General features: G+C 43.1%; 25 protein-coding genes and 3 pseudogenes. 4 read left to right on the top strand and 24 right to left on the bottom strand.

Features of this window, described 5'->3' with window-relative positions:
• Positions 1 to 450 precede the first annotated feature (450 nt).
• The 3 genes from WDY75_RS16305 to WDY75_RS16295 all read right to left on the bottom strand — a co-directional run bounded on the left by WDY75_RS16305 (position 451) and on the right by WDY75_RS16295 (position 2,652).
• A complete protein-coding gene (locus WDY75_RS16305; protein WP_063479553.1) occupies positions 451 to 981 on the bottom strand; it encodes a dihydrofolate reductase family protein in 531 nt (176 codons plus the stop codon).
• A gap of 361 nt (positions 982 to 1,342) precedes the next feature.
• Positions 1,343 to 1,621, bottom strand: a complete 279-nt coding sequence (locus WDY75_RS16300; RefSeq protein WP_082834354.1) for a helix-turn-helix domain-containing protein — start codon at positions 1,619 to 1,621, stop codon at positions 1,343 to 1,345.
• Positions 1,622 to 1,809: 188 nt separating this feature from the next.
• Entirely contained in the window at positions 1,810 to 2,652 is an 843-nt protein-coding gene (locus WDY75_RS16295; protein ID WP_006210640.1) for an NAD-dependent epimerase/dehydratase family protein, read from the bottom strand.
• 111 nt (positions 2,653 to 2,763) lie between these two features.
• Here WDY75_RS16295 and WDY75_RS16290 point away from each other — a divergent pair, with 111 nt between their 5' ends.
• Positions 2,764 to 3,582: a helix-turn-helix transcriptional regulator gene (locus WDY75_RS16290; protein ID WP_231888073.1), complete on the top strand. Its 819-nt coding sequence runs from the start codon at positions 2,764 to 2,766 to the stop codon at positions 3,580 to 3,582.
• Positions 3,583 to 3,664: 82 nt separating this feature from the next.
• Here the strand turns inward: WDY75_RS16290 and WDY75_RS16285 are convergent.
• The 7 genes and pseudogenes from WDY75_RS16285 to WDY75_RS16255 all read right to left on the bottom strand — a co-directional run.
• Positions 3,665 to 3,814 (bottom strand): annotated as a pseudogene (locus tag WDY75_RS16285) (transposase); the annotation flags it as partial.
• Between the two features lie 218 nt (positions 3,815 to 4,032).
• On the bottom strand, positions 4,033 to 4,935 hold the full coding sequence (locus tag WDY75_RS16280; RefSeq protein ID WP_063479556.1) for a class I SAM-dependent methyltransferase: 903 nt from the start codon (positions 4,933 to 4,935) through the stop codon (positions 4,033 to 4,035).
• Positions 4,936 to 4,970: 35 nt separating this feature from the next.
• Complete coding sequence (locus WDY75_RS16275; protein ID WP_006210643.1) at positions 4,971 to 5,807, bottom strand: carbohydrate ABC transporter permease; 837 nt, start codon at positions 5,805 to 5,807, stop codon at positions 4,971 to 4,973.
• Position 5,808: 1 nt separating this feature from the next.
• The gene (locus WDY75_RS16270) at positions 5,809 to 6,582 is read right to left on the bottom strand and encodes a carbohydrate ABC transporter permease (RefSeq protein WP_338840054.1); all 774 of its coding nucleotides are present in this window, start codon (positions 6,580 to 6,582) and stop codon (positions 5,809 to 5,811) included.
• A 148-nt stretch (positions 6,583 to 6,730) separates the two neighbouring features.
• The gene (locus tag WDY75_RS16265) at positions 6,731 to 8,164 is read right to left on the bottom strand and encodes an ABC transporter substrate-binding protein (protein WP_063479558.1); all 1,434 of its coding nucleotides are present in this window, start codon (positions 8,162 to 8,164) and stop codon (positions 6,731 to 6,733) included.
• A gap of 1,199 nt (positions 8,165 to 9,363) precedes the next feature.
• Positions 9,364 to 9,663 carry a hypothetical protein gene (locus WDY75_RS16260; RefSeq protein WP_231888074.1) on the bottom strand — a complete coding sequence of 100 codons (300 nt, stop codon included), beginning with the start codon at positions 9,661 to 9,663 and terminating at the stop codon, positions 9,364 to 9,366.
• Between the two features lie 179 nt (positions 9,664 to 9,842).
• Positions 9,843 to 10,070: a hypothetical protein gene (locus tag WDY75_RS16255; protein WP_063479559.1), complete on the bottom strand. Its 228-nt coding sequence runs from the start codon at positions 10,068 to 10,070 to the stop codon at positions 9,843 to 9,845.
• A gap of 522 nt (positions 10,071 to 10,592) precedes the next feature.
• On the opposite strand from WDY75_RS16255, the gene WDY75_RS16250 reads away from it, so the two are divergent.
• Positions 10,593 to 11,813, top strand: coding sequence for an IS110 family transposase (locus WDY75_RS16250; RefSeq protein WP_338840053.1), 1,221 nt, complete (start codon positions 10,593 to 10,595; stop codon positions 11,811 to 11,813).
• Between the two features lie 575 nt (positions 11,814 to 12,388).
• On the opposite strand, the gene WDY75_RS16245 is transcribed toward WDY75_RS16250, so the two are convergent.
• From WDY75_RS16245 to WDY75_RS16235, 3 genes and pseudogenes are all read right to left on the bottom strand, one after another.
• Positions 12,389 to 12,850 carry a hypothetical protein gene (locus tag WDY75_RS16245; protein WP_063479561.1) on the bottom strand — a complete coding sequence of 154 codons (462 nt, stop codon included), beginning with the start codon at positions 12,848 to 12,850 and terminating at the stop codon, positions 12,389 to 12,391.
• A 333-nt stretch (positions 12,851 to 13,183) separates the two neighbouring features.
• A complete protein-coding gene (locus tag WDY75_RS16240) occupies positions 13,184 to 13,564 on the bottom strand; it encodes a 2'-5' RNA ligase family protein (RefSeq protein WP_063479562.1) in 381 nt (126 codons plus the stop codon).
• Positions 13,565 to 13,742: 178 nt separating this feature from the next.
• Positions 13,743 to 14,302 (bottom strand): annotated as a pseudogene (locus WDY75_RS16235) (ATP-binding cassette domain-containing protein); the annotation flags it as partial.
• On the opposite strand from WDY75_RS16235, the gene WDY75_RS16230 reads away from it, so the two are divergent.
• Positions 14,262 to 14,420 (top strand): hypothetical protein, encoded by a 159-nt coding sequence (locus WDY75_RS16230; RefSeq protein WP_156515070.1) that lies wholly within the window; start codon positions 14,262 to 14,264, stop codon positions 14,418 to 14,420. The pseudogene WDY75_RS16235 and the gene WDY75_RS16230 sit on opposite strands and share 41 nt — an antisense overlap.
• A gap of 127 nt (positions 14,421 to 14,547) precedes the next feature.
• Here the strand turns inward: WDY75_RS16230 and WDY75_RS16225 are convergent, their stop codons facing one another.
• The 8 genes and pseudogenes from WDY75_RS16225 to WDY75_RS16190 all read right to left on the bottom strand — a co-directional run bounded on the left by WDY75_RS16225 (position 14,548) and on the right by WDY75_RS16190 (position 21,818).
• The gene (locus WDY75_RS16225; RefSeq protein ID WP_063479564.1) at positions 14,548 to 15,447 is read right to left on the bottom strand and encodes an alpha/beta hydrolase fold domain-containing protein; all 900 of its coding nucleotides are present in this window, start codon (positions 15,445 to 15,447) and stop codon (positions 14,548 to 14,550) included.
• 64 nt (positions 15,448 to 15,511) lie between these two features.
• Positions 15,512 to 15,964 carry a DUF2269 family protein gene (locus tag WDY75_RS16220; protein WP_063479565.1) on the bottom strand — a complete coding sequence of 151 codons (453 nt, stop codon included), beginning with the start codon at positions 15,962 to 15,964 and terminating at the stop codon, positions 15,512 to 15,514.
• Between the two features lie 115 nt (positions 15,965 to 16,079).
• Positions 16,080 to 16,429 (bottom strand): annotated as a pseudogene (locus WDY75_RS16215) (hypothetical protein); the annotation flags it as partial.
• 341 nt (positions 16,430 to 16,770) lie between these two features.
• Positions 16,771 to 17,730 carry an AraC family transcriptional regulator gene (locus WDY75_RS16210; RefSeq protein ID WP_063479567.1) on the bottom strand — a complete coding sequence of 320 codons (960 nt, stop codon included), beginning with the start codon at positions 17,728 to 17,730 and terminating at the stop codon, positions 16,771 to 16,773.
• 1,042 nt (positions 17,731 to 18,772) lie between these two features.
• The gene (locus tag WDY75_RS16205) at positions 18,773 to 19,273 is read right to left on the bottom strand and encodes a hypothetical protein (protein ID WP_156515071.1); all 501 of its coding nucleotides are present in this window, start codon (positions 19,271 to 19,273) and stop codon (positions 18,773 to 18,775) included.
• A 47-nt stretch (positions 19,274 to 19,320) separates the two neighbouring features.
• The gene (locus WDY75_RS16200) at positions 19,321 to 19,482 is read right to left on the bottom strand and encodes a hypothetical protein (protein WP_156515072.1); all 162 of its coding nucleotides are present in this window, start codon (positions 19,480 to 19,482) and stop codon (positions 19,321 to 19,323) included.
• A 322-nt stretch (positions 19,483 to 19,804) separates the two neighbouring features.
• A complete protein-coding gene (locus WDY75_RS16195) occupies positions 19,805 to 20,608 on the bottom strand; it encodes a hypothetical protein (RefSeq protein WP_063479569.1) in 804 nt (267 codons plus the stop codon).
• 463 nt (positions 20,609 to 21,071) lie between these two features.
• Positions 21,072 to 21,818, bottom strand: a complete 747-nt coding sequence (locus WDY75_RS16190) for an SDR family oxidoreductase (RefSeq protein ID WP_063479570.1) — start codon at positions 21,816 to 21,818, stop codon at positions 21,072 to 21,074.
• 379 nt (positions 21,819 to 22,197) lie between these two features.
• Between WDY75_RS16190 and WDY75_RS16185 the strand changes: the two genes are divergently transcribed.
• Positions 22,198 to 22,743, top strand: a complete 546-nt coding sequence (locus WDY75_RS16185; RefSeq protein ID WP_063479571.1) for a TetR/AcrR family transcriptional regulator — start codon at positions 22,198 to 22,200, stop codon at positions 22,741 to 22,743.
• A gap of 403 nt (positions 22,744 to 23,146) precedes the next feature.
• Here WDY75_RS16185 and WDY75_RS16180 read toward each other — a convergent pair whose 3' ends face one another.
• The 3 genes from WDY75_RS16180 to WDY75_RS16170 form a co-directional block, all read right to left on the bottom strand.
• Positions 23,147 to 24,178, bottom strand: a complete 1,032-nt coding sequence (locus WDY75_RS16180; protein ID WP_197477127.1) for an alpha/beta hydrolase — start codon at positions 24,176 to 24,178, stop codon at positions 23,147 to 23,149.
• Between the two features lie 457 nt (positions 24,179 to 24,635).
• Entirely contained in the window at positions 24,636 to 24,821 is a 186-nt protein-coding gene (locus WDY75_RS16175; RefSeq protein WP_063479573.1) for a nitroreductase family protein, read from the bottom strand.
• A 55-nt stretch (positions 24,822 to 24,876) separates the two neighbouring features.
• Complete coding sequence (locus tag WDY75_RS16170; RefSeq protein ID WP_006210693.1) at positions 24,877 to 25,362, bottom strand: MarR family transcriptional regulator; 486 nt, start codon at positions 25,360 to 25,362, stop codon at positions 24,877 to 24,879.
• Positions 25,363 to 25,425: the final 63 nt, after the last annotated feature.

The following is a 25,425-nucleotide window of genomic DNA, read 5'->3' as shown; positions in this document are numbered from 1 at the left end:
TATGGATACTCCGTGTTTTGATCTTCAATTAATCTGCCCGTTAGCTTAATGAGATTGCATGGAAACATAGTTAGATATTTATCTAATCGGTAATCGGCTCATGTTTTTGTCCTTTTCGGCAATCGGTACAAGTTCTTGTCCTTGGCTCGGGACAAGAACTTGTACCGATAAAATAAAAAAGCCGCTGAAATAGCGACTTCAATGGGACTATGTTCTTGTCCCCCAACAATTTTTTTCTTCCCTCGTTTCTGTGCGTAAGAATTGATATCATTTATTATTTGATCCAATTTACATTCACGAGGTTAGGTTTGTATTATTCCGCCGATTATAATGAGAGATTTGTGTCACACTCTCCCAAACCGCGGCAGCCAAGAATGAAAAAATAAAGTCATAGACCGCCGCCGTTTTATTGAACTATCGCCCCTTTAGGTCGCTGGGTCAACCGCACAACTAAGCTGGAACGTAGGTCAACCTGATCACATTCTCGCCAATTCGATCGCTTGCCACGAGGCGCAGCGGCGGCCGCGGACCGGCGAAGAACGGCTTGCCGTGACCCAGCACGACTGGATGGAGATAGAGTCGATACTCATCAACGAGACCGAGCTCCGTTAGACTGTGGGCCAACTCCGGCCCGGCAACTTCAATCACCCCTTCATGCTGAGCCTTCAGCCCACTTATGGCCGCTGCGAGGTCACCCTCGATCAGAGAAGCGTTCGGACCGACGGATTTTAACGTCTTCGACACCACCCACTTCGGTTTGCTTTGCCACGCCGCTGCGAATTCCCGTTCCGGCGCTCCCCATTCAAATCCGTCCCAAACCCGCATGTTCTCGTACATGCGGCGCCCGTACAGGATGCCCGACAGGCCGCTCACATCGTCGATGAAATGGCGGAATAGTAAGGGGTCGGGCTGAAATGCCGGGTGGTCGTGGTCGACGAATCCGTCCAGAGACTGGTTCAATGCGAAAACGATCTTTGCCATGCGACTGATTCTCCTCCCTAGTTTTCTCGCACATTCATCATCAGGATTACACGTTCCATATGGAGCCTCCTTTATGAACATTTTATCATCCAACAGCATGCCCGGTTTCTCTTGGATTGCTAATGTGCACAGCCCGACCGAATACAACTTTAGCTTAACGAAGCTTAGTCAGTTTACAACATTATTTTCATAGTCTAACACTTTATTTTCTCTGAACACTTTTAGTGTATCAACATACGGATCCCTTATGTCGTGCACCTTGACCTCTCCGGCTGCGAGACGGCCTTCGTAGAGCCATCTGTAGATCGTTTTGAAGCACACGAACGGCTTTCCTTCGGCTCGGTGCTTCTCGGCGATCTGCTCAGGCGACCATATCCCCTGTAGCTTCCGATTGAGCTCTTCTGCAAGAGCTGCGGTATACTTGCCGACAGGCAAGCTCGAAGTTCTCCGCTCGTGATATGCCTGTGGCAAAGCTAGCCGCATAAACCTCGCCCTGCTTGCTGCCGCCGCGTTTCGGTTCTCGTGCGGTGGTAGAAGGATGTCGACCTAGCTCACGCCCGATCTTGCGGCATGACCAGCCCAATCGATGCAGCGCTTCTAGTTGTCCTCGATCAATTGTGCTAAGATGGGAGTAGCTCATGTTGGGTTCCCCTGTAGGATATGGTGTTGAGGTTGTCAGAACCAAATAAAATATTAGAGCGATGGCATTGCATATTCACAAGTCGTCCTTCCATGCCGAGCGGTTTATGAGGATAAATAAATATCGACATTCTTGGACAAATGTCATGGAATGTCGCTGCTGTTCTAATTACGGTTACCATAAATTTATTACAACGCACCTGCATCTCTTGCTGAGTAGAACGAAGGATAAATCGGTCGATAGTTTAGTTCGTCTCTTATTCGCGTTGTATCGACGACCATGTCCCACGGATCATAATCCTTTTGCAGTGCTTCTGACGGTATCTCGCTGTTATGAAGTTGAAAAAGCTCCGCAATCGAGATCGGTGCATCGTCGCCAACATTATAGATTCGGCCATCAAAACCCGGTATAATGGCTGCGAGCATCAGGGCTTGACTTACGTCCGCGTGGTGTATCATGTGGATTCTTTTGGCTGGATTCCAACTACGGAAGTACGGCAGACTTTCCGTAATGTGGGGATCGCATTCGCCATAAACAAAAGGCAGCCGAACGATGCGCACTCCCAATCCCTGTTCACGATGAAGCTGCAGCAGCGCCTCTTCGGCCTCAACTTTACTTTGAGGATAAGGATGAACGGGTCTAAGCTCGTCGTCTTCGCGGTTTGGTCTCAAGCGATTGACCGAACCATAGACGTTATTGGTACTGGTAAAAACAAATCTTGGCACATCCGCCTTCAACGCCGCATGAGCTAAGGCTATACTGCCATCGAAGTTTGCTGTTCTAGTAGTATTCTCGTCTACCCCCCGGAACTGTGCAGCCAAATGAATCACAACATCAGTGCCCTGGAGATCGTCAACATAGCTTTCCGGCTGCAAAAGATCGCCTTCTAAAAGCTCGGCCCCTTGCTGATAAAGCCAATCCGCTTTTGCGGCGTTCCTTACTAATAGTTTAACTTGGTGTCCGCGCTGCAGCATACGGGGGACAAAACGGCTTCCTACTTTACCTGTAGCTCCTGTTACAAAAATGTTCATTTTTAAATCCTCCTCAGCTTTTGAATGTCTTAGGTTTAGCTTAATAGAAGGCTCGACTAGCTGCCTTCCTGTGTTTATCGTATGATTGGGAGTGTCAGGATAAGGAGGAGTATGATGAAGGAGGTTCCCTCTAAAAAGTTACTAGGTGATTTCTTACGTTCTCGTCGCGAACGCCTTTCTCCAGAAGATGTAGGGTTAGCATCTTATGGACGACGACGGACGTCGGGGCTTCGAAGGGAAGAAGTAGCCCAACTTGCCCATATTGGAACTTCATGGTATACCTCATTGGAACAAGGTCGATGTGTCAATCCATCAGAGGATGTACTCAATAACATAGCAAACGCGTTGCAATTGACGGAGGATGAACGTGAACACCTCCATCTTCTTGCAAAGCCGGCACAACAGGAAAGAGCAGATAATGAGCAAATTAATATGGGTTTGGAACAGACAATAAGAGCTCTTGAACCTAATCCAGCTTTTATTCTCAATAGATATTGGGATTTGTTGATATGGAACAGGGCGGCTGCATTCGTTTTCCTATTACCGCCATTTTCAAATCATATGCAGCAGAGAACCAATTGGTTGAAACATCTTTTAACGGGCGGCTTGCTAGGGTCGGACAAGTACAGAGCACAAGTTGTGATCGCACAGTTTCGTGCAGATTATGCATATTTACACGATGATCCGAGGTTTAATGAGCTCATTGAGGAATTAATGAAGACCAGTCAGCTGTTTTGTGAGTTATGGCCGTTACATGACGTTCAGGCCGTTACGGATCGCTACAAAAGAAGTTACGATCCTCATATCGGAGAGATGGAGTTTGAACATGTGATCCTCCAACCGTCAAAAAATCCCGACTTGAAGATTATGATTTATACAGCTTCAACAGATACGGCTGCGCGTTTGAAAAGTTTAATAAGCACTCTGTGAGATTGATAAGTTATTTGTGACTTCTGTTAAGGAAAGGCGAGCATAAGCGTAACGAAGTCTGGCGGCCACAGGGCCGCCATTTGTTTTTGCTCTTACATAAACATCTGAAGATTTCGATTGAATCTTTTCTCACTTGATTATAGATTTCTTTCCGTCTATACTTCGGGGTGAATACAATGTGGCATTTGCACATCCACTTTGTGTAAGCTAGACTGTAGCTCTTGTTTGCCATCTAAGACCCTTCCTTTCTTTTGAGCTTGAATATCTCAATTTTATGGGAATGGTCTTAGTGGTGAAACCCTCGATCCCTCCACCCGCATAGCGGGTGGTTTTTTGTTTCGCGCGTTTCACGCACTCAACTGGCTAAAGCCATAATAAAAAAGAATCTCCACGATGCATCATGGAGATTTTTTCCTCTTATTTTTTGGTTAAAGATTGGTCTGCAAGACGTCAGGTCTTCCGGATATCCCTACTGTACATATGACGATCTCGTATTTGAACGAGAACCTTACCGAAGCGTCCTCCTTGTTGGAACACAACCTTATTGTCCGGATAGGTGCGCTGCATATATTCAGTAACCGTCCGACGAGTCTGCTCATCCGCCGGAATCTGCTGCAGGCGCAGCAAGACCATCACTTCTTCGATTGCCGCATCGATCGATAACTCGGTCGTTTTCATTTCTCGGGTAATCAGCGAAGCATAGGAGTAGCCTTTGAGATAAAGCAGCTGAAGCAGGTAAACCATTTCAGAATGATCGGATTCGCGCTGACGGTCCGTAATCAGTGGCCAAATCTCATCCAATAAGCCGTGTTCCCGCCCGCCTGCAGTCGTGCTGATATAACAGTATTGTCGTGCGCAGCTGATCAGGCTCTCTACACTTTGCCAGTCCGATACAGTTGGACACATGGAGGCGAATACGAGATCGAAAGCGTCCCGCCACCCCGCTGTATCGAGGTCGATCGTTTCAAACTTTTCACGCTCCAGTTTGACGCTGCCGGATTCGAGCTTTCCTACGTTCTCCAGGAGCAAATCGGCGAGCGGAACGCAAGGTTCCACAGCCGTAACCTCCGCACCACGCTCGGCAAAAGGAATGGAGAATCCACCTGAGGCCGCGCCAACATCGAGCACGGAAGCACCTTTCCATGCTACCCCCTGATCCTCCAACCAGCCGATAATCCGCTCTCGTCTCCGAATGCCTTCTTCGCTGAACGCCTGCTTGTCAAAAATTTTCGCTTTATCGTCGAATGCATGCGCGGGATCTAAGCCGGATTTCTTCACCCGATTGGCGAATGTGGTCGGATCCGTCCTCCAAGCCTCCTCCCAAATGCTTGCGTCGAGGATATCGTTAGTCATAACCGTTCATCCTTTCCTTTTTTGATCTTTGTGTCTCACCCTTTAACGCTAGGAGATACGATCCCTTCTACCAAGTATCGCTGACCTACAAAAAACACAACGATGATCGGCAAGATGAACAGAACGATTCCGGCGCTTTGGATGATCGGGATATTTTGTCCGCTAGGCCATTTGTAGCCGATCGAGAAAAGCGCCGTTGACAGCGGGTATCGATCCATCTGCAAAAACATAAATGGCGTCACGTAGTCGTTGCCCCAACTCCTGTTGAACAAGAGGATGGACACCGTTGCAATGACGGGCAGAGAGATAGGCAGGAAGATGTTCCAGAAGATGCGGAACGTCGAACAGCCGTCGATTCTCGCTGCCTCCTCCAAGTCCTTGGGGATGCCGGAGAAAAACTGGCGATACAGAAAAATGCTGACGGCGCTGCCGCCGATCGCCCAGAACAACCAGGGCCAAAACGTGTTGAGGAACCCGATTTGAAAGAAGATCACATACGTTGGAATTTGCGTCACGATTTCCGGCAGCATCATTGTTGATAGCAGCAGCATAAACAGTGCATTTTTGCCGGGACCTCGGAGCCGAGCGAAGCCGAAACCGACAAGCGCACTCGTAAAGGTGGGAATCACGACGGATATCGACGTAATGATGATAGAATTCCTAGTATATTTCCAGTAGTCAATCATCGTAACTGCGAAAACGTAGTTTTCCCAATGGAACCCCTTCGGCCAAAAGACCATCGAAGAACCTGCCAACTGTAGCGAATTCGTCAGAAGCCAATAAAGAGGCATTACAAACAGGATGGACAGCAGGATGAGCAGGCCGTATAGTCCCGTGCGTACAGCCCTGGAGCGGAAACCGGTTTGTACCAATTTATTTTCCCTCCTGTCCAACTTCGTAAAACACCCAAAGCTTGCTTGTGACAAATACAACCATCGTCAGCAGCAATATCAGGCTAAACATGACCCAAAGGAGCGCCAGTCCGTACCCGTATCGGTTGAAGGCGAATATTTGTTGAAACGCGTGCACCGAGAACACATAATTGGGACGAATCGGCAAAGACAGCAGACTGTTCGAATTGGCCGCGAGCAGGACCGGCTGAACAAAAATTTGCAGCGAGCCGATGACGTGCATCACAAATTGAAAAAACAGAACGGGCGTCATGAGCGGAATCGTAATTTTGGTAAAACGCTGTGTCGCCGAGGCGCCATCGATAGCAGCCGCTTCATACAAATGCTTGGGTACGCCCTTCAATCCAGCTAAATTGATCAGAATGCCCCCGCCGCTCCCCCAGAGCAACATAATCAACAGGGATAGCATCGCATAATCGTAGCCGAGCCAGTCGATTGGCTTCATTCCCAACCCGGTCAGCAGTTGGTTGGCCAGACCATCCTGCACGAACAAAGAACGCCACATCGTTCCAGTCGCCACGACCGGAATGATAGACGGCATGAAAAACAAAGCGCGATACATGCCGATAGGCTTCATGTTCTGGTTCAGCAGCACGGCCAGCAAAAATCCGACGACGAGACTCGACGGGACGATCAGGACCGTAATCAGGATCGTCCGCCCGAGCGCGTACATGGCATCGTTGTCGGTGAACACTTTGATGTAATTCTCAAGTCCGATCCATTTGACGGCATGCATGTTAAAACCTGCAAAATTCGTAAAACTCAAATATAATCCATAAAGTAACGGGAGTAGACCGAGCAGGATGAACACGACAAACCAGGGAGAGATAAATAGGTAGAACTCCAGTGCTTCTTTAGTCCTTCTGTTCATGGGTTATTTTCGATCAGCGGGAGCCAAGTAACTGAATGCCTTCGTGTATGAGGACGTTTAGTTCTTCCGTCATTTTTTTCGCAGCTCCGTCAACCGTATCCTTATTGTAATATACCGGCGTAAAGTACTTATCAAACACCGAGTCCACGGCCTGATACGTCAGATAAGGATTGAACGGCATGGTCCCGTTGTTGTACTTTAATTCGTTCTGAATGAATTCAACGTTCATTTTGTCAAAATCCGTCTCTTTCGGCAGCAGTTCCATCAGTTTGCGCGTCCCGGGCAGGGCGAGGCCCGCCTTGACTTGTTCCTCCTCCGGCTTGCCGCCGAGAAACCATTCGTACACCGTCCAGGCTTCTTTCGGATGCTTCGTTTGGCTGTAGATCATCGCTCCAGTCCCAAAGGCTGTCGGCGAAATACGGGTTCCGTCATCCGCCACAGGCGCCGGAGCCACGCCAAAGTCCGCCAGACGGTCCTTTGTCAACGGATTGGCTTTCAGGAAGCCTGAGCCACGGTACCCTATCATCATCATTGCTGCTTTGTTTTCGACGAACAGTTGGCCGACCCAATCTGTTGCCGGATGCAGCGGGTTCGGTCCGATCATAGATTTAGTCGTGTCTGCCCAAAACTGAAGCAGTTTCTTCACTTCCGGCTTTGTATATTCCGCCGATTTGAAGTCGGAGCTGTAAGCGCTACTTCCCATCTGCAGAAGCTGCAGGTTGAGCAGATCCTGGTTAGCCGCGATATTGCCTTTATAATAGGTGAGACCGTATTGTGTCACCTTGTCTCCGCTTTTCACCGTCAGCTTTTTGGCCAACTCCACGAGTTCGCTCCACGTCATCGCTTCCGTGCTGCTGGGAAACGGCACTCCCGCAGCTTCAAACAACTTTTTGTTGTAAAAAATCGTAAAGTCGGGCGACACGTCCATCGGGAATCCGTATAGCTCCCCTTCCCCTTGCTTTCCTTTCACGGGATCGTAGCGATACTGGTTGACGATGGGCAGAAAATCGTCCGGTTGAAGCACCGCACTGCTGTTGAAATAATCGGTTAAATCAAGCGCCATCCCTTTGTTGACATAGCCTGGCAGCTCAGACAAATCGGTGCGAATAATGTCAGGAACATTCCCCGCTGTTATCATCGACATCAACTTGTTGTAATCGGCCGGTACGGTTTCGATTTTAATATTCGGATGTTCTTTCTCGAACTCCGCGATCATCTCGGGAGTAAATTCGTGATCGTGCATCGTATGGCGGATGACGACTTGTTCTCCGTTGCTTTCGGCTTGCGACGTGGCAGGCGATGATGCCTCCGCACTCCCGGACGCAGCCGGATTGTCCTTGGAAAGTGTTTCTCCCGATTGAGGCGAGCTGCTGGAGCAGGCGCTCACGAAAAACAGGCATAAAGTGATCATTGTGCACAGCACTGCGGAGCCTAAACGTTTTTTCATCTTACGGTGTCCCCTTTTTTGAATTGAAATTATTGCTTAACGTTTTGTTATTATCGTGCGATTCATGACTCCATATTTGGGGTATGTCTCGTTTGTTTTGCTCCCTAACCATCGCACCCACAACATAAAAGCTGGAATTTATTCCAGTTGATCATAGATATTCCCCCTTCTTGTAAACAGTAATAATTACGATTTGAAATGATGTATACTTTTCCCTTACGTGGAAAATATGATGATGAAATCCCGTTAATCGTAATGATTACTATTAAAAATGATATACTATCTTATCTGACGCGTCAATAAGGCACGAAAAATGAAAGTAATCACTTTTCATGTTCGCGAAGCCAATTTCATCAGAGACATTTCTGAAAGCCAAGAAAAACCTTTATGACGATAGAAGTATCTATATAGATTGAACTAAAGTTTTGCATTGAACATCCTATTATAACGGCCCAATAGGGCCTATGACATTCATCTCTTTTGTTCATTCTATATAACAAAAAACCTTCTTTCCCTCTTCTGGCAAGGTTGAACGAAAAAAGCGATGGTTCTATTCCATCGCTGTACTCTTTCATTCCGTTAGCAGAACCATCACTTGCGGGAGGCCGTATAGCCTGCTTTCTTATTTTGATCGTGCTATCGTTTCCCGTTAGTTTAATGGAAAATTCAATTTGCCTTCACTGCTTTGTCTTAATTAAGCATTTCTTAATAGGGCATTATACAATAACGATCTATATACTAGATACTTGGGATTCTGCTCAGCTCTTACTTCCACAAGCTGGTATAAACTTATTATAAGCATTTTATGAATGAGATTCCGTTTTTACGGATATCTTTGCTTTCAACGAAGGATATTTTCTATTCTATTAGCACAGAATTTATTACATAACCTTAATTCATTTAATCCGTAATTTTTTTAAGCTCAAAAATAGCTGCCTCTGATAACAAGATAAGCCTATTGTTATTAACAACAAAAAAACTTAAACCTACAGGTATTCTAAGTTTTGTAGAAGGGTCACTTATATCTATTGCTTTTACTACATCATTTATATTTAAGTCTGGGATATCTATTTTATATAATCTATAAAAAGAGTCAAAGTTATAGCATGTCGCTGTAATCTCATATAATGGATTTTTTAGTTCATATTGATAATTACTATAGTTTTTAAGTCCTTTTGATGAAAAAAAGTCTTTTTTGATTATAATTTCATCTCCAATAAATTTTTGCCCTGTTGATATTCAGAAGCATTATTATATGAATTTGCAAATCCTAAAAGCTTCTCAACTTTCCAAGTTCCATAGAAATATTTTTCAGTTTTAGTATCCAAATTTATACGTCCTACAGTACAATATTCGGATGTGTTTTTTGGAATAATAGACTCATCCTTTTCAGGTTTAGGCTCACTAGAAGTATTTGGATTTGATGTCATTTCAACATTTCCACAAGCCGATGCTAGCATCAACATTATCATAATACAAACCAATAATATTTTTTTCATATTTCACACTCCCACTGTAAAGTTATGTTTTCGTCTGTTTACTCGCTTGCTAACTGGAAGATTTGCTCAATAAACCGGAAGTTGAGTAATATTAAATCCTAGCCGTTGCGACAATCTACCTTCAGTATTTTTTTGTGGCCTCGTTATCTGACCGCTTGTTGAGTAGTATATAATATGCCTTAATCGGGATTTGAAAATGGCCCTGCAGCTCCTTTCGGATATCGTCTTAATGGGGTTGAAGTTGGAAACTCACCTAAGGTAACCGCCATTAAATAGATCTCATCGACCCCCTGCAAAATATCATGATTCATTTCTTTTAATTCCTTTAAGCGATCATGCAACTGGGTAAGGGGCTGGATCACCATTCGTGCTGTGTCATTTTCGATAGATTCTTTAGAAACAAACATGGAATTCATCCTGATTCTACGTGCCTTCGCTTCTACCGCTAGAAGTTTATTTCCAAGCCGCAGCATAATATCGAGGGATTTCTTATTTCCAAATTAAAATCGGTTTTTGTGGAAAATTCTTGTAGTTCCAAGATTCATCTAAGGTGGTAATCGCCCATTTGGAACTCTCATCTAAGTTCATGGAAAGTTCGCCTAAAATCTTGCTTGCGATATCTGGGATTTTAGTTGACGAAAAATAATTCTTTGTCGATGAGGCAGCGCGTATGATCCTGGACATATTCGTTATCATGTTGAGCGGCATAGATACCCATCTATGTAAACAACAGCCGTTTTACCAACTGCTTAGATGATTATATCAAATGTACCCCCTTATTTTGGGAGAGTTTTGTTATAACTAAACTGCCCGTTAGAATTCCTGTATTACGAATATTTTGAAGTTTGAACAAAACAGAGCGCCTCTGTAAGATGGGGTTACGCACGAGGTCAAAAGCCTCAAAAAGCCCATCAGGAGGTCGCTCTACTATGAAGTTTAATCACCTGGTCATCGGCATAGATATCGCCCAAGAGCTCCATATGGCCCGCGCTGTCAGCTTTCGAGGGATCGCTCTGGGAGCTCCTCTCAAGTTCAGCAACCATCGTGAAGGATTCAAGCTGTTCAAATGCTGGATTGAGGACCTGCTCAAAACCTACAAACTTAGCAGCGTCATCGTTGGCATGGAACCTACTGGCCACTACTGGTTCAGCCTAGCACGCTGGCTTGTCGATCAAGGCTTTGAGACCGTTCTGGTTAATCCTCATCTCGTCAAAAAGAACAAGGAAAATCGGGATAATACTCCGTCTAAAAGTGACCATAAAGATGCGCTTGTCATTGCAGACATGGTCAAAAACGGATACTACTCCCCTGTTCGTTTTCATTCGGAAGCTTACGAGGAACTACGTATTCTAATGGCAAACCGAGAAACGGTTACCAAGCGCTTAAATAGTGCGGTAAATCAGATTCATCGGTGGGTAGACATTGTCTTTCCTGAGCTTCGTCATGTATTTAAAATCCTTACCTGCACCAGTGCTATCGCAACTCTCAGACTCTTTCCTTTACCGAAAGAGATCAGTCAATTAAACACGGACCAGGTCATTAACGGTTGGAAGCAATATGTGAAGCGTCATGCCGGAGTTAACCGTGCCGAACTACTCATTTCACTTGCAAAATCCAGTGTGGGCACTACGCAGGCGCTCCAAGCTTACAAACTTCATCTTGGACAATTACTCGAAGAATATGACCTAGCCCAGCGCCAGCTTGAACAAATTGAGCATGAGCTACATCTCATTCTTAAACGTGTTCCTTTTGCGCAGAAGCTGCTTGAAATACGAGGCGTTAATGCAACAAGCCTGGCTGGTGTACTCGGTGAGGCTGGAGATCTAAGCGGGTATACGCACGGAAATGCTCTGCTTCGTCATGCCGGGTTAAATCTAGCTGAAGCTAGCTCCGGGAAATGGCGTGGAAAGATGGTGCTCAGTAAACGAGGCCGGTCACGTTTACGTCATTTCCTTTATCTCATGACGATGAGTATGGTCATGACAAACCCGGAAATTCAGGCGTCACACCGTTACAATGTGGAGGAAAAGAAGCTGAAAAAGATGAAATCCATCATGAAATTATGCGGTAAAGTAGCACGTATGCTTGTTGCTCTGGCTAAAAACAGTACAACTTACGACCCGGTTAAAGTATTCCCACAAGCAGCATAAAACCAATCAATCCTCACCAGCTCATGTATTCGCAGGATTTTAAAAAGCACGGAGTATCGGGAGACGTTACGCAAAAGGGCTATGACCCGTTCCGTTAGAAAGACCGACCTCCACCCCGTAGTTAGATGTGACGAAGGAATGAAAGGGCTATGACCCGTTGAGACATGGGAGCGAGAATCGTTAGGGCGAAGTGGAGACGTGCGTATATGGAACAATATGGGTGGCGCATCTTTCAACTTTATTCCCGCATGCCCATTTTACATCTTCAAGACGCCAGCTCCTCCTGCATCCTCTTCTTCATTCTAACTACCAAGATGAAATCCTGCGAATTCATGAGTCTGAGTGAGGAAACTGAATCATTTCGAGGGAGCGTAATGAAGTAGCATTGGGATTACTTAGATATTCATCTAATCGGTAATCGGACTATGTTCTTGTCCTTTACGGCATTCGGTACAAGTTCTTGTCCTTGGCTCGGGACAAGAACTTGTACCGATAACATAAAAAAGCCGCTAAAATAGCGACTTTCAATGGGACCATGATCTTGTCTCCCGACAGATACGAAAAATGATGTTAATTTAGTCTTCACCTTCAATATAATCAATTAATGAATTTAATGATCTATAATTTTCTTTTGGTGAAAGAACATAAAAAAATCCTGAATCTTCTTCTTTAAAAAAGGACCCCCCTCCTCCGAAATTTAGTACTATATAGGATCCATCTGTTTTTTTTATGCGTACTTCTCTGTAAAAGTCCGCCGGTGGAGAATCATCGGGATCCATTGCATGATTGTGGTTTAAAATATTCAATAATTTATTAATATTATTTTCCTCATGTGTTTCTCCGGCAATATCATCTGAATTCAACATGTGCGTTGTCACACTTACAACTTCATTGGCTGATATACTGAAAGCAGGTATTTCTGATTGGCTTACTTCTTGACGATATTCAACCACATTCTGGTTGGATGAAGATTTACAAGACACCAGAATAATTAACAATAGTACAATTAAAATGATGAAACCTCCAAGCCATCTCATTCCTTTTCCCTCTCATTTTTATCGATTTTTATTCTATAATAAATAACGCCATTAACTTCCCCAATGTTGCAATGTACGCTCAACAACGATGTGATATCCAGCGATACAATATGTTACAGCTTATGACGCTGCTTCTAAGCAAACAAACCATCATTGTATAACCAATTCTAAGACGTCCATGTATTTAGTAAGGATTCTCAACACTCTTGATTTTCTTACACATTCACGCTGTTACGCTAAGCTGCCCGTTAGTTGAACAAAAGCAGCCGATCACGTTGATCTGCTGCCTTCTTGTTTTAATGAGCTATCGTACCCGTTAGTTAAATGATCAAATTAGAACAACTTGGCAAGTTTGATATCTTCAAAAGGTGCGTTTTTTTTGATATCAAATACCCGCACGAATGATACATCAAAGCTTGGAAAAGGAGATAATGCTTCTCTCGCAGCCAATTTCATTTCTATAATTTCTGCTTCATTCATGCCCCATTTTGTTTGACCCAAATGTGGAATGAAGTGATCCAACTCTATATACCTATCAATAAGTTCGGGCGGTGGGGAAACCGCATCTAACAAGATCTTGTGTAGATTATATATTTCTTTCGATTCAACGCTAAGGAATGTAACCGCTGTTCCGAATGTTGCTGGTTCAGACAAAGTTAACTGGAAGATTGGAAATAAAGAACAAGTTTCTCTTACTTTTTCAAGCCAATTCATATCCTCCGTAAGTCTACTTTGGGATACTTATCTAATCGGTAATCGGCTCAAGTTCTTGTCCTTTTCGGTAATCGGTACAAATTCTTGTCTTTGGCTCGGGACATGAACTTGTACCGATAAAACAAAAAAGCCGCTAAAATAGCGACTTCTAATGGGACTATGTTCTTGTCCCCCGACACGTAGGTTCATCCATCACATAGATGCCGTCCTGCTTGTGCAGCTCGATGGCCAGCTTGATCGCTGGCATTCACCGCCGGACAGCTTACTCAGCGGCTGGCCGAGCGACAGATAGTCCAGCCCGACGTCGCTCATCGCCTGCAGTTTACGCACAATGCTCCGCTGCCCATGCCGAAGTAATCGATCGCTTCACTTACAGTCATGGACAGCACATCGGCGACGGAGCGTCCGTTCAACTTATACCGGAGCACTTCCTCCTTGAATCGTCTGCCGCCGCATACATCGCAAGGTAACTTAACTTCATCCAGGTAAGCGAGATCCGTGTAGACAACGCTGAGCCCTTGGCAATGCTCGCAAGCCCCTTTGGAGTTGAAGCTGAACAGCCCAGGATTGACCAGGTTGGCTGTTGCGAAAGTTTTACGCACATCATCCATAATCCCCGTGTAGGTAGCAGAAATGGATCGGTTGGATACACCGACCGCGGACTGGTCGATCGCGATCGTCGTCGGGATACTTCTGCATGAATACATGGTTGATGAGCGAGCTCTTACCCGACCCGGCACACCTGTTGTCCTACCGGAATGCGATGCATATAACAGAGCATATCGGCAAGCAGCAGTTTTTGCAGTCTGAACGTGGGGACGCCCAGTCCCTTTTCCCGAATATCCCGTTGCGTTAGAGCCACTGTTTCGGTAAGTTGAGAGTCAGGTCTACGAAATAAATGAGCCACTTCTCCGGAGGAGGGAGCCACTTCGTCAGTAGTTCCCCGTGTTTCGATGGAACGGGTGCAGTTTCAGTTTTTTATTTCAAGAGATCAAATCAATGATTTGTCTAATTGCTTTTTTGGCTTCTGGAATCGGCATCGCAGGAAAGACATGGTTCATTTTTGGATATTCGTAGTAATTGATCATGACACCCTCCTTTTTAGCTCGGTCTCTAAACTTTCGCGCATCAGCTACCATCAGATCGTGAGTTCCGATAAATAAGGAAATTTCCCCTAAGCCATGTATATCACCGTTTATTGGGCTTAAAAGATAGTGATTCGGGTCTGTGTCGCCAGCATATAGCCTTCCGATGATGGTGAGCCCATATGAACCTAAGGTGGCATCATTTTTCTCGAAGTGTTGAATATCTGGATTCGACAATGTGATATCCAACCATGGAGAAATTAATATTATTCGACTTGGTTGTGGTAGATCTTTTTCCTTTAACAGTTGAGCTAATCCTAACGCAAATCCACCGCCTGCCGAATCTCCCATCAAAATAATATTTTGCGGAGAGGTTTTCATTAACAGCTTTTCATAAATGGGGAGTACTTGATCATATGATTCATGATACTGATGAAGAGGGGCTTTTGGATAGATAGGCACAATCACTGTAGCATTGCTCAGGTCCGCTACTTTACGTATGAATTTCCAATTACCACCTACAGGCCGATTTATATGACCTCCACCTAGCAAATAAATAATATATTTATCATCGGCTTGTTTGTACCCATGTAATACATAGCAGTCCTTTCCATACGATTGATCCAAGCCAATATTCAGTTTTTGTTGGATTCCTTTAGGCAAAAAATATGGTTTTGCATTCACGGTTCGCTTTTGTTCGAGAAATTTCGCAAACTTCACTTTATCTGAATAACGTTGTTTTGTTCCACTCATTAATAAAATAGATTCTATCAGTTTGCTGCGTATGCTTCGTTTCATCTTAAAAAACCTCTCTTATTGTTTTTTTCATACAAATGGAACGAGTATATATTTTGTTACAGTTTTAAGGTTTAAACACCATCAATAGGATAATGGCAACGACGAGTAGTTTACCAAACCAATCATAAGGAATTAGTTTACTAGACAAGGTTTTATATTGTTGCGGAATCTCTTCACTTTCACAGGATTTGATCAGTTCATGCAAAGTTTTCATTTTAGATCCAATAACCACTTCCGAGTAAAGGCTGAAAACTACGAACAAAGCTATTGAGGTGTCGAACCACAACATTCGAAACAGTGATGGGTTGATCCATCCCATCAATAATCCAGTAGGCAATAAAGTGATCCAACCAATAGTGGCAGCTTTATTCAGTTTCTCAACGCCTTGATGTGCATATTTTAATTCACTTAAATCCTTAGCACTTTTTAGGATCACGTTCGATAAGAGTAAAGGACCCGCACCTAAGATAGCGGCAAAAATATGGATGCCAACCAATAATGTATAAATTTGATTCATGCGCATTTACCTCTCAATGTATTCTTTATCGTTCACTTGCACAGCCTCGTAAGAAATCCACTTTCCACATCTTTATCAAGCCGATCACTTCCTCGCGCATCATCGGTGCTTTCCGGATCATGTCCTGGTGAAACTGGCGAAACGATTGCACAGTTTGCCCGAACACCTTGACGGCCGGCATCCCCCGCACATACTGGACGGCAGAAGCATTCATCCGTTCCAGCGAATCATATGCGTACATCATGATCAAGCCGGCTGCGAAGCTGAGTAATGCGATTACGCCCCAACGGATCATCTCTGCTCCTCCAGCCAACACTGGTGACGCTGAGTGTTCCAGCAACTCTTTCAAAATGAAATACATGGAAGCGTAAGGCACCAGCATACAAACTGCGCCGAGCGAAGATAACAGGCAGGAGACGATTATCAGTCCGCGCTTTCTCCGGCGATTTCCAGCAGTCTTGTCAGCCCTTTTTAATTTGTCATATCTCTTCCTTCCCATATCAGATCACTACACTTGGATCAGAATCCCAGCTAAGTCACCTACAGCACCAATAACAGAAGCAAATCGCAGCGTTTTTCTCTGATTCGGCTCATTTTTCGACAAATATTTGCGAATTCCAGCAATAGGAGCCAGTGCTACACTCCCATGACCTTCACATTTTTTAGAATACAACCGAATTGATTCCTTATCTACCACTAGACGGAGTATTTTCGCGGCCACAGGGAGTAATCGATTCAAACAAAAAAAGACTACTCCGAAGAACAGTCTTTCAAAGAAATATTTTCAAGTTTATAACTGCCGCTAATCAAAATGAACGTCTACGCAAGTTTCCGGGATTCACACCGTACTTATCCCGAAACGCTTCCGAAAAGTAACTGGGGTTGGAATAGCCTACCATTAGCGACGTTTCATACACATTCAAGTCTCCTTGCTGTAAAAGGAGAAAGGCTTTCTCCAGACGCTTTTCCTTCAAATAACCAAATACGGTCGATCCGTAGACTTCTTTAAAACCAATTTTTAGTTTATAGTCGTTAAGGCCAATCATGCGGGACAGTTCGACCAATGATGGGGGGTTCGCCATGCGTTCCAACATGATATCGCGCGCCCGCTGTATTTTTTGACTTTCAATGCTGGATAATTTCGGAGGCTTCGGCTCGAAAAGAAACGATTGAAAGGCCGACAACAGGAGCTCCAGCACATTACACTCCAGCTCCAAATTTTTGATTCTGCTTGTTTGTACGTACTGAGTCAACCGTCTAATGATCACGGCAGCTACCGGATCGATGGACTCCTGAAATAGGCGAAATGACTTTCGACCGAGAAGGCCGGAGAAGTTAAGATGTTTGGCACCCGAGATATCCTCCATATAATGATTAAAGGTCGAAATGGGGATCCCGACTGACAACACTTGATAATGTTGATTCCCGATAAATTCTAACTGCGCTTTCCCTTCGTCGATTAGCTGAAGCGCGCACATCCCGGGAACAAATTCGTATTGTTTTTGTTCGACATGGATGACATTCTTTCCTTGCAAACAATAGTGAAGCTCAACCATTGGAGTTCTTGCATTTAGCGGCATCAGGAAATCGCCATGAAACGTCAAATCGGAAAACACAATATTGAGATCGGGGCGAGGGACGAGTCGACGAAAGGTTCCGTCTCCGATTGGCGTTCGCAAAATCATTGGTTCTGAACCATTTGAGCTTTGCTGCTGCAGCCCAAAATCGTCGAAAAACAAATGAAAGTTATGATGAATGTCTACCATTTTGTTTTCTACTCCGTTTCACAAAAATTGCTCAGGATAATTAATTTCAATTATAGCGTGGAATGTAGGTAGACAAAAGAAGCCGTTTCCTCTCCGATAGTTTTCTGGTGTTATTCTATACAGGGTTTTGAAAGCTCTTCCGAATTCATCAGGGGATTCGAAGACGTAGTTATATGCGATCCCCGTTATTTTATCATTGATATTCCTTAATCGTTCTGCATCAAGATCTTGTTTTCAACCGCGTACATATGACATGTCAGTGAAGCCGGTGTACGCTTCAAACACGCGCAAAAAATGTGACTTAGAGAAGCCGGGGTCAAACGCTACAAGCACACTGAATGTCTTTCTGTACATGCGTTTCATTATAATTAAGTACGGATTGAATTCTTTGCTTATTGACCATAGATGTGCACCTCCACGGTGTTCATTGTAGCATGGAGAACAATTGGTTTCTCGATGTTTTTCTCGTATCGACGGAGAATAGGGTTAGTACGTAATCCTGTCCGTTAGCTTAATGAAGGAGCATTGGGTTTACTTAGATATTCATCTAATCGGTAATCGGACTATGTTCTTGTCCATTACGGCAATCGGTACAAGTTCTTGTCCCTCGACACATAAAGTTCCTTCTTTTTTTCCAGTTTACAACAAACACTGTACCGATGCAGTATTAGATATCTTTTCGTAGCTCCTTAGCATATATATTTTTGTCATGATATTCTTACTGAAAGTCAACAATCATCTGAAGCAAGCGCTATCTAGTTTAATTTATATATTATGTAATCATACTTTGATTCCCGAATACCATGTTCTTGTCCCCCGACAGTTCCAATCTCATGGCTCGGGACAATAACTTGTACCAATAAAACAAAAAAGCCGCTATTTTTAGTGACTTACAATGCGACTATGTTCTTGTCCCCGACATGGGATGATGTAGGGATTGCTTTGACGTCCCTTATTCATTCCCATAAGAATATCAGACACATACTCCATCTTCAGAATCCTACCACGTGTTTTATTCTTCCTATATTTGCGTGCACATGGATTAATTCTTGATACCATCAACCGCGCTTTTAATATTTATAAAGAAATACTCTAAACTAAGGACATCGGGATTCATTACTATTTTAGTAACAAGAACAAATGGTTTGAGAGCTATCTTCTCTGAGCCTGCAATGTTATTAATAAATGGTCCATCTTCTGGACTATAATCCCATTCCGCACCAAAATTTTGTTTTATAATCTCCCCGAAACAATAGCTTATTGAGTATATCTCCTCTTTTGAAACTTCTTTTTTTAGCATCTTGTCTAAGATCAAAATGGATTCAATATTATCAAATTTAATACTATTTTTTCTGATAAATGACTGAAGTAATGGAGCCCACTCCTCTTTAAGAAAGTTATCGGGCAGGTCTTTTTTCTTAACTTTTATTTGTTCAAACCATTTTAAAGCATACTTTTCTGTTATATCTACTATCAATTTCAATTCTTCTTTTAAAGTAGATTCATCTGAAAAAACATGCACCTGTTCTATACGATCTCTCAAAAAGGCAATAGTATTTCTAGTAGAAGTACCCTTTCGATACTCACAACTTATAGCATTTTCATACCAATTGCTTTTTCAATTTCGATGAACTCCTTTACTCCGCCAAACTCCCTTATATAAGTCCAACCAGTATCTGATTTCTCATAATTAAACCCAAACTGGGCGAACCTATCTAATAAAATATCTTCAATACACTTAGTAATATTCATACATTTTCTCCTTTTAACGTAATGGCATAAAAGGTATTCCTCTCCTAGGGATCGGTAACCAGGTACCTCCACTATTCTTTTCACCTAGATGAGGCATATTATTAGGCAATGGTACCCCATTAGGGATAATAATCAGCCGAAAAGAAATCCTTTACATTGTCCCAAACAGTTTGAGGTTCTTTATATAGTGATTTTATTATCAGTACGTTTCCTTTCACCTTAATATATCATGTCCGGATCTGAGTTGATGTCTCGGTGCGTTAGCATGCGTAAAACCATGTTTTTGTCCCTCGCAACGTACCCCAAAGCAGTTTGCAGTACACTACAAAGTCAATGAACTTAACTTCTTAACTTCATTGGCAAATCCCAGTTTTGTCATTTCATCAATCAAAAAGTCTAGTAGGTCAACTCCATGCTCAAGTGAGAAATGTTCCTGAAGATTACGAATACATGCAAGTTTGCTTTCCAAACTTGCATCTTCAAAAAAACGTTTAATTTCATCTATTGGATTGTCCCATTCCTCATTAAGTTCAAAGATTTTGTGGGAACCTTCATCACTAATTGGCATAACGCCGAATCCATTATTAGTCATAATCGCAACTTCTCGTGCTCGACTTCCCATTATTTCTTGCTTATATTGTTGAACACTTTCGAATGGCTCTAAATCGAATTTCTCCATGATTTTTCTATAGAAGTACTCTTCCTCAGGGGTCTGGTCTTCATGCTTTTCATCGTCTTCCTGATCGAGGCTGAATATGTTTTTAACCGTGATCAGCAATCTTAGAAAATCTCGTATGTTATTGGCAATAATTTTAGCACTGTAATCGGAATCACAAAATCCCAGTCGTTCGAAAATTGCAATTGGGGCGTATTCAAGATCTTCTATCGTGCTAAATTCTGTAATAAATCCGCAGTAGCTGTCTACTCTTGTGAACGTCAATAACACCATATCAATAGGCGCATTTGCATATGTAAAGAAATCATTTTCTTCGGGAGAAAAAGAAAAGCTTAGCCCCACTAAGTCCGCAAATTCTTCACCTCTTTCTTCTCTAATTTCTTCTTCCAATTCACTGAGCATAATCAGTGTTTTGGGTAGTTCATAATTACCCCTTCGAATCAATTTCATATGAATGTCAGTCCTTTTTATGTAGTATTCGATTATATTTCGACTTGTAATTATTTTTTTCCTTTTCCTGGTCTCCCAAGGAACTAGCTTTTGGGTTTGTATCAAGAAAAGTGCGTTCGAGTAATACAAAATCTAAATATAATATTGCAATGAACATGGAAATATAGTTAGATACTTGTCTAACCGGCAATCGGTACAAGTTCTTGTCTTTGGCTCAGGACAAAAACTTGTACCGATAAAACAAAAAAGCCGCTAAAATAGCGACTCTCAATGGGACTACGTTCTTGTCCCCCGACACCTCAAAATCAGTAGCATAGTTTCCTGGATTTCCGTTGTCCGTCCAAAAAGCTGCCACCTCTTTCCCCTCGACACCCACCTGCTCTAAAAGAACGCATCATAAAAAAACCTCCATAAATAGATACTGCCCCAGTTGTAAATAGCCGGGGCAGATGACCAAATTATATTATCCCACTTGTGCAGTTGGACGGACAATCATTTCGTTAATTGCTACATCTGCCGGTTGTTCGATGGCAAACGCGATTGTACGCGCAATATTAGGAGCATCGATAGCGACTTGATAAAAATCATCCAAGCCAGCTTTCATTTCCGTATCCGAAGTTGTTTCCAACAGTTCGCTGCTGACCGCTCCTGGAGAAATATTGGTTACCCGGATATTCGTACCGCTCATGGCTTCCTCTTGACGCAGCCCTTCCGAAATGGCTCTTACCGCATGTTTTGTACCGCAGTACACCGTTCCGCCCGGATAAATATTATGTCCAGCAACGGAAGAAAGATTGATGATATGGCCGGATTTGCGTTCTCTCATCGAAGGAAGAACTGCGCCGATAGCGTACAGAACACCTCTAATATTAACGTCGATCATCTGATCCCATTCTTCAATTTTTTTCTTGAACAGAAAGGCTTGCGGCATAATTCCGGCATTATTGACCAAAACATCAATTTGTCCAAATTCTTTAAGCGCATATGCAGCCAGTTCTTCCATTTGTTCATGAGAAGTCACGTCCGTGACTTTGTAGACCGCTTGACCGCCGTTTTTTTGAACTTCTTCTTGCAGGCTTTTTAGACGATCTTCGCGACGAGCTGCCAGCACAAGCTTTGCCCCTTTAGAAGCCAGCTCTTTTGCTGTCGCTTCCCCTATCCCGCTAGATGCGCCTGTAATAATAACAATTTTATTCTGAATATTCGACATGTACGTATACATCCTTTCGGTCTGATGAATGTTATTCTTCTTTTGCAAACAGTTCCTTTGCAACCTGGATGGCAGACATCGCCTTCGACCATCCTGTCTGTATAGAAAGCAAGATGTGTATTGACTCCGATCAGTTCTTCTTCCGAAACGCCAACGATAAGCCGGTTAGGTTCCCAGCCCCCTAAAATGTATCCCATCTCCTTTTTCCGCCCAAAGATGAACGAAGTGACGATAATGAAACTTGTTAAATTAATGGGCTTGTGTCTATAATTATAAACTGATACAACAACCATGCAATTGTTAGATTAACGCGATTTGTTAATTAGTGAACAACTACCTGCGAATTGTATATTATCTTCAGAAAGTTTGGTGACTCTCCATGCCTAAAGTGGACCGTAGAATACTTAAAACACAAGAAGCGCTTAAAAAAGCTGTAATTGAATTGATGTCTAAAAAAAATTTCGATGATATTACGATACAGGAAATTTCCGACACAGCAAATTTAAGTCGGGGAACGATTTATCTACATTATTTAGATAAATATGACTTGTTGGATAAACTCATCGAATCGCATATTGACGAACTTAGGGAATTCTGTAAAGAAGCAGCCGAAATGGATTATGTAGAAGGAACCATGATTTGGACAGAGTATTTCGAGAAAAACTTTTCATTTTTTTCGATGATGTTAGCCAGTAGAGGGGCACCCTTTTTCCGTAAACGATTCCTTGACTTTCTGATCGAAGAATTTAGAAAAGACGTAGATATAACCAAAGGCAAAAATGAAGAAATTGAGGAAGAAATCCTCGTCAGATTCGTGGCTTCTGCCCAAGTAGGGATTATTGAGTGGTGGTTTACTAATGATAAACCAGTTACACATGATAAACTTGCTGAACAACTGGGAACATTGTTAGAGAGGAATCTATGATTTTAGTTTGGTTGTAGTAGTGCGCCTCTGACCGACTTAGCTCGGTCAGAGGCGCTGAAACAGATAAAATAAGACAAAGCAGCTCCTAACAATATTGTGTCTAACTTTTTGGAGTCATACCATTCTACACTCACAGCGGCATACTTACTTAAATGATAATTTTGATAATTAGTCTCATTTAAAAAATCAAAGATAATAAATAACATTCCCATAAGAATTATTCCCCAGTGTAACGTACTGAAATATTAGCAAAACTTGATGAACTATTGAAATACTTGCTTCGTTTCTTTTTCGATTACATTTTCTATGAAATATCAAAAATGCAAAAATCAATTAGGATACAAGAGAAAATGCCCGACCAACACGGACGCCTCAGAATAAACACCCTCATTTTGAGTTTACTTTAATTAAATTTCTTTTTAACAAAGTCAATGAGCTTGGACTTTAATGCATCACCGTGCTCTCCCTTATGGTACATATCTGTTCCATGATAACCACTCTCATCCACAATTAACTCTTTATCTGTTGCTCCGGATGCTTGATATAATTTGCGCACTTCTTTTTCAATTGAGCCTCCATAATCACCAGGTGAAAAAACAAACAAGGATGGCGCTTTAATCTTTTTGACACTTGGAATTGCATCATGGGGCCCGCATTGTGCAGGAGAAGAAAGAATAATTAGCCCCTCAATAGGCAGCTCTTGACGAACGCCTGCAATGATTGCTGTACTACCGCCACATGATGCTCCTGCCAAAAATACTTTCTTTGCACCCAATCGTTTGAGTTCGCTTAAGGCTGCATCTGCATCACGATCTATATGTTGAATATCCTCTTGAATATCCTGTGAGGCACCGTGATTACGATATTCAGGAATAACAACCAGGTATCCACTCTCAGCCAATTCATTTCCCATGTCAAGAAAAGAGCAAATGTTATAGCCTTGCTCGTGTGCAAGCAGGACTCCTTTATCTCCGCTACCAAGCACAAGTGCCGACAGATACACCCCATCGCTGGTTGTCAATGTAGTTGCTTTATCGCGCAGCTCATCAGGAACACAACTATTCACAAGATGCCCGTTAGAAGACTTCACCGTACGGTCCGGCCAGGCAGGATCATACTCAACCGGTGGGTTTGATGGTATGTTCGTCACTTCGGGTGTTTCATTCCTTGTCTCGATTGTGGGGGATGTATTTTGAGGTAGATTCGTTGAAGAATGATCTTCATTTGACGATACAGGCATTTTTGCGGAGCATCCTGTAATGGTTACTAACAAAATGAGCAGTACAAATATCATTTTTATTCCTTTAAAAGGTACGTTCATTGATTTTCTATACCTCCAACTTTCACTGAATTTACAACAAAGTGTTCTATTATCACTTTGAATTAACGTATGGCTTTGATTGTTTTTTTTCTTGGAATCCTCTGCCTTTGTCACTTGCCTTGTTTTCCAGCTTCGTCACTCTACACGTTCTAGAGTCTGGGAATGAACATCTTTTCATTTGACGAAGAAATCGATTGATCTGATGAGTATCCTCCTAGAGCGAGCCCTGTTAAAAGCGTTACTACTGAAACCAAAACGATTGGAATATTTTTTTCTTCATTTTTTGTACCTCCGTGTACTTCCATTTTTCTTCTCCAAAACAATACGAAAATCAATTTTTAGTTTCATATATTTAATATAGTCCAGAGATATCATCATTTATTGAACAAATTGTCAACAAATTGTCTCCGAGTTTCAATCCGTTAGATATTACGGCAATCGGTACAAGTTCTTGTCATTGGCTCGGGACAAGAACTTGTACCGATAAAACAAAAAAGCCGCTAAAATAGCGACTTTCAATGGAACTATGTTCTTGTCCACAGACACTTGTGGCTGCCGGAAGCCGACATGATCAGATCGGCCTACGCTCCTTGCCGCTCTCATTCTCAACATAGACGAACCGCCAAGGCTCGCGAAGGCCGTGATTCGGCGCCCATACCGCGTCATTCAACAATTGAAAGACCAATTCCCTCGACACTGGCGTCCGATTAAATGTACGGATGCTTCTTCTATCACGAATCGTCTTAGCGACGCTCATGACGTTCACACTCCTCTCATTGCAAGATAGCCGGAGTCCCGCTCATGCCATGCAATCAGTAGTCCCAATTCAGCAAGTCTTGCAGAAATTCCCGTGCGAAGGCCAGTTGCTCCGGCGTATACTTCTCAAGAAACTTTTTGAAGCGCATCTCGATCTCCTGATGAAGCCGGTCATGAATGCGACAGAGCCGTTCTCCATTTTCCGTTAAGGTGAAATACACTTCCTTTTTGTTATCGGAAAACTGCTGCCGCCGAATCAAATCCAGCTTCAGCAATTTTTTGCTCACTCTTGTGATGGAGCCCTTTGTCAACCCTGTTTTTTCCGAGAGCGCGGTGACGTTAAGCGAGTCTCCGCTTCCTATATTGGCGATCAGATGAATCTCTGACAGGTTCAAATTAAGCTTCATGCCCAGTTCCGCCTCGACACTATTTAATTCTTCGTCGAACCGTATGGCAAATTGGTTATCTCTCCTGTCATGCTGAGTGAGCAATTGAAGGAACAGGGTGTATACCCACTGCTTCGAGAGTTCTTTGTTCTGCATAAGCTATTATGCCTCCTTTATCGTATCCCTCCTATTATACAATAATTGTTTTTCGCAAAACCA

This window comes from Paenibacillus glucanolyticus (assembly GCF_037333485.1).
In the GTDB taxonomy this organism is placed as follows: Bacteria; Bacillota; Bacilli; order Paenibacillales; family Paenibacillaceae; genus Paenibacillus_AQ; species Paenibacillus_AQ glucanolyticus.
The sequence above is the reverse complement of the archived record's forward strand: the minus strand, read 5'-3'. Positions and strand labels throughout refer to the sequence as shown.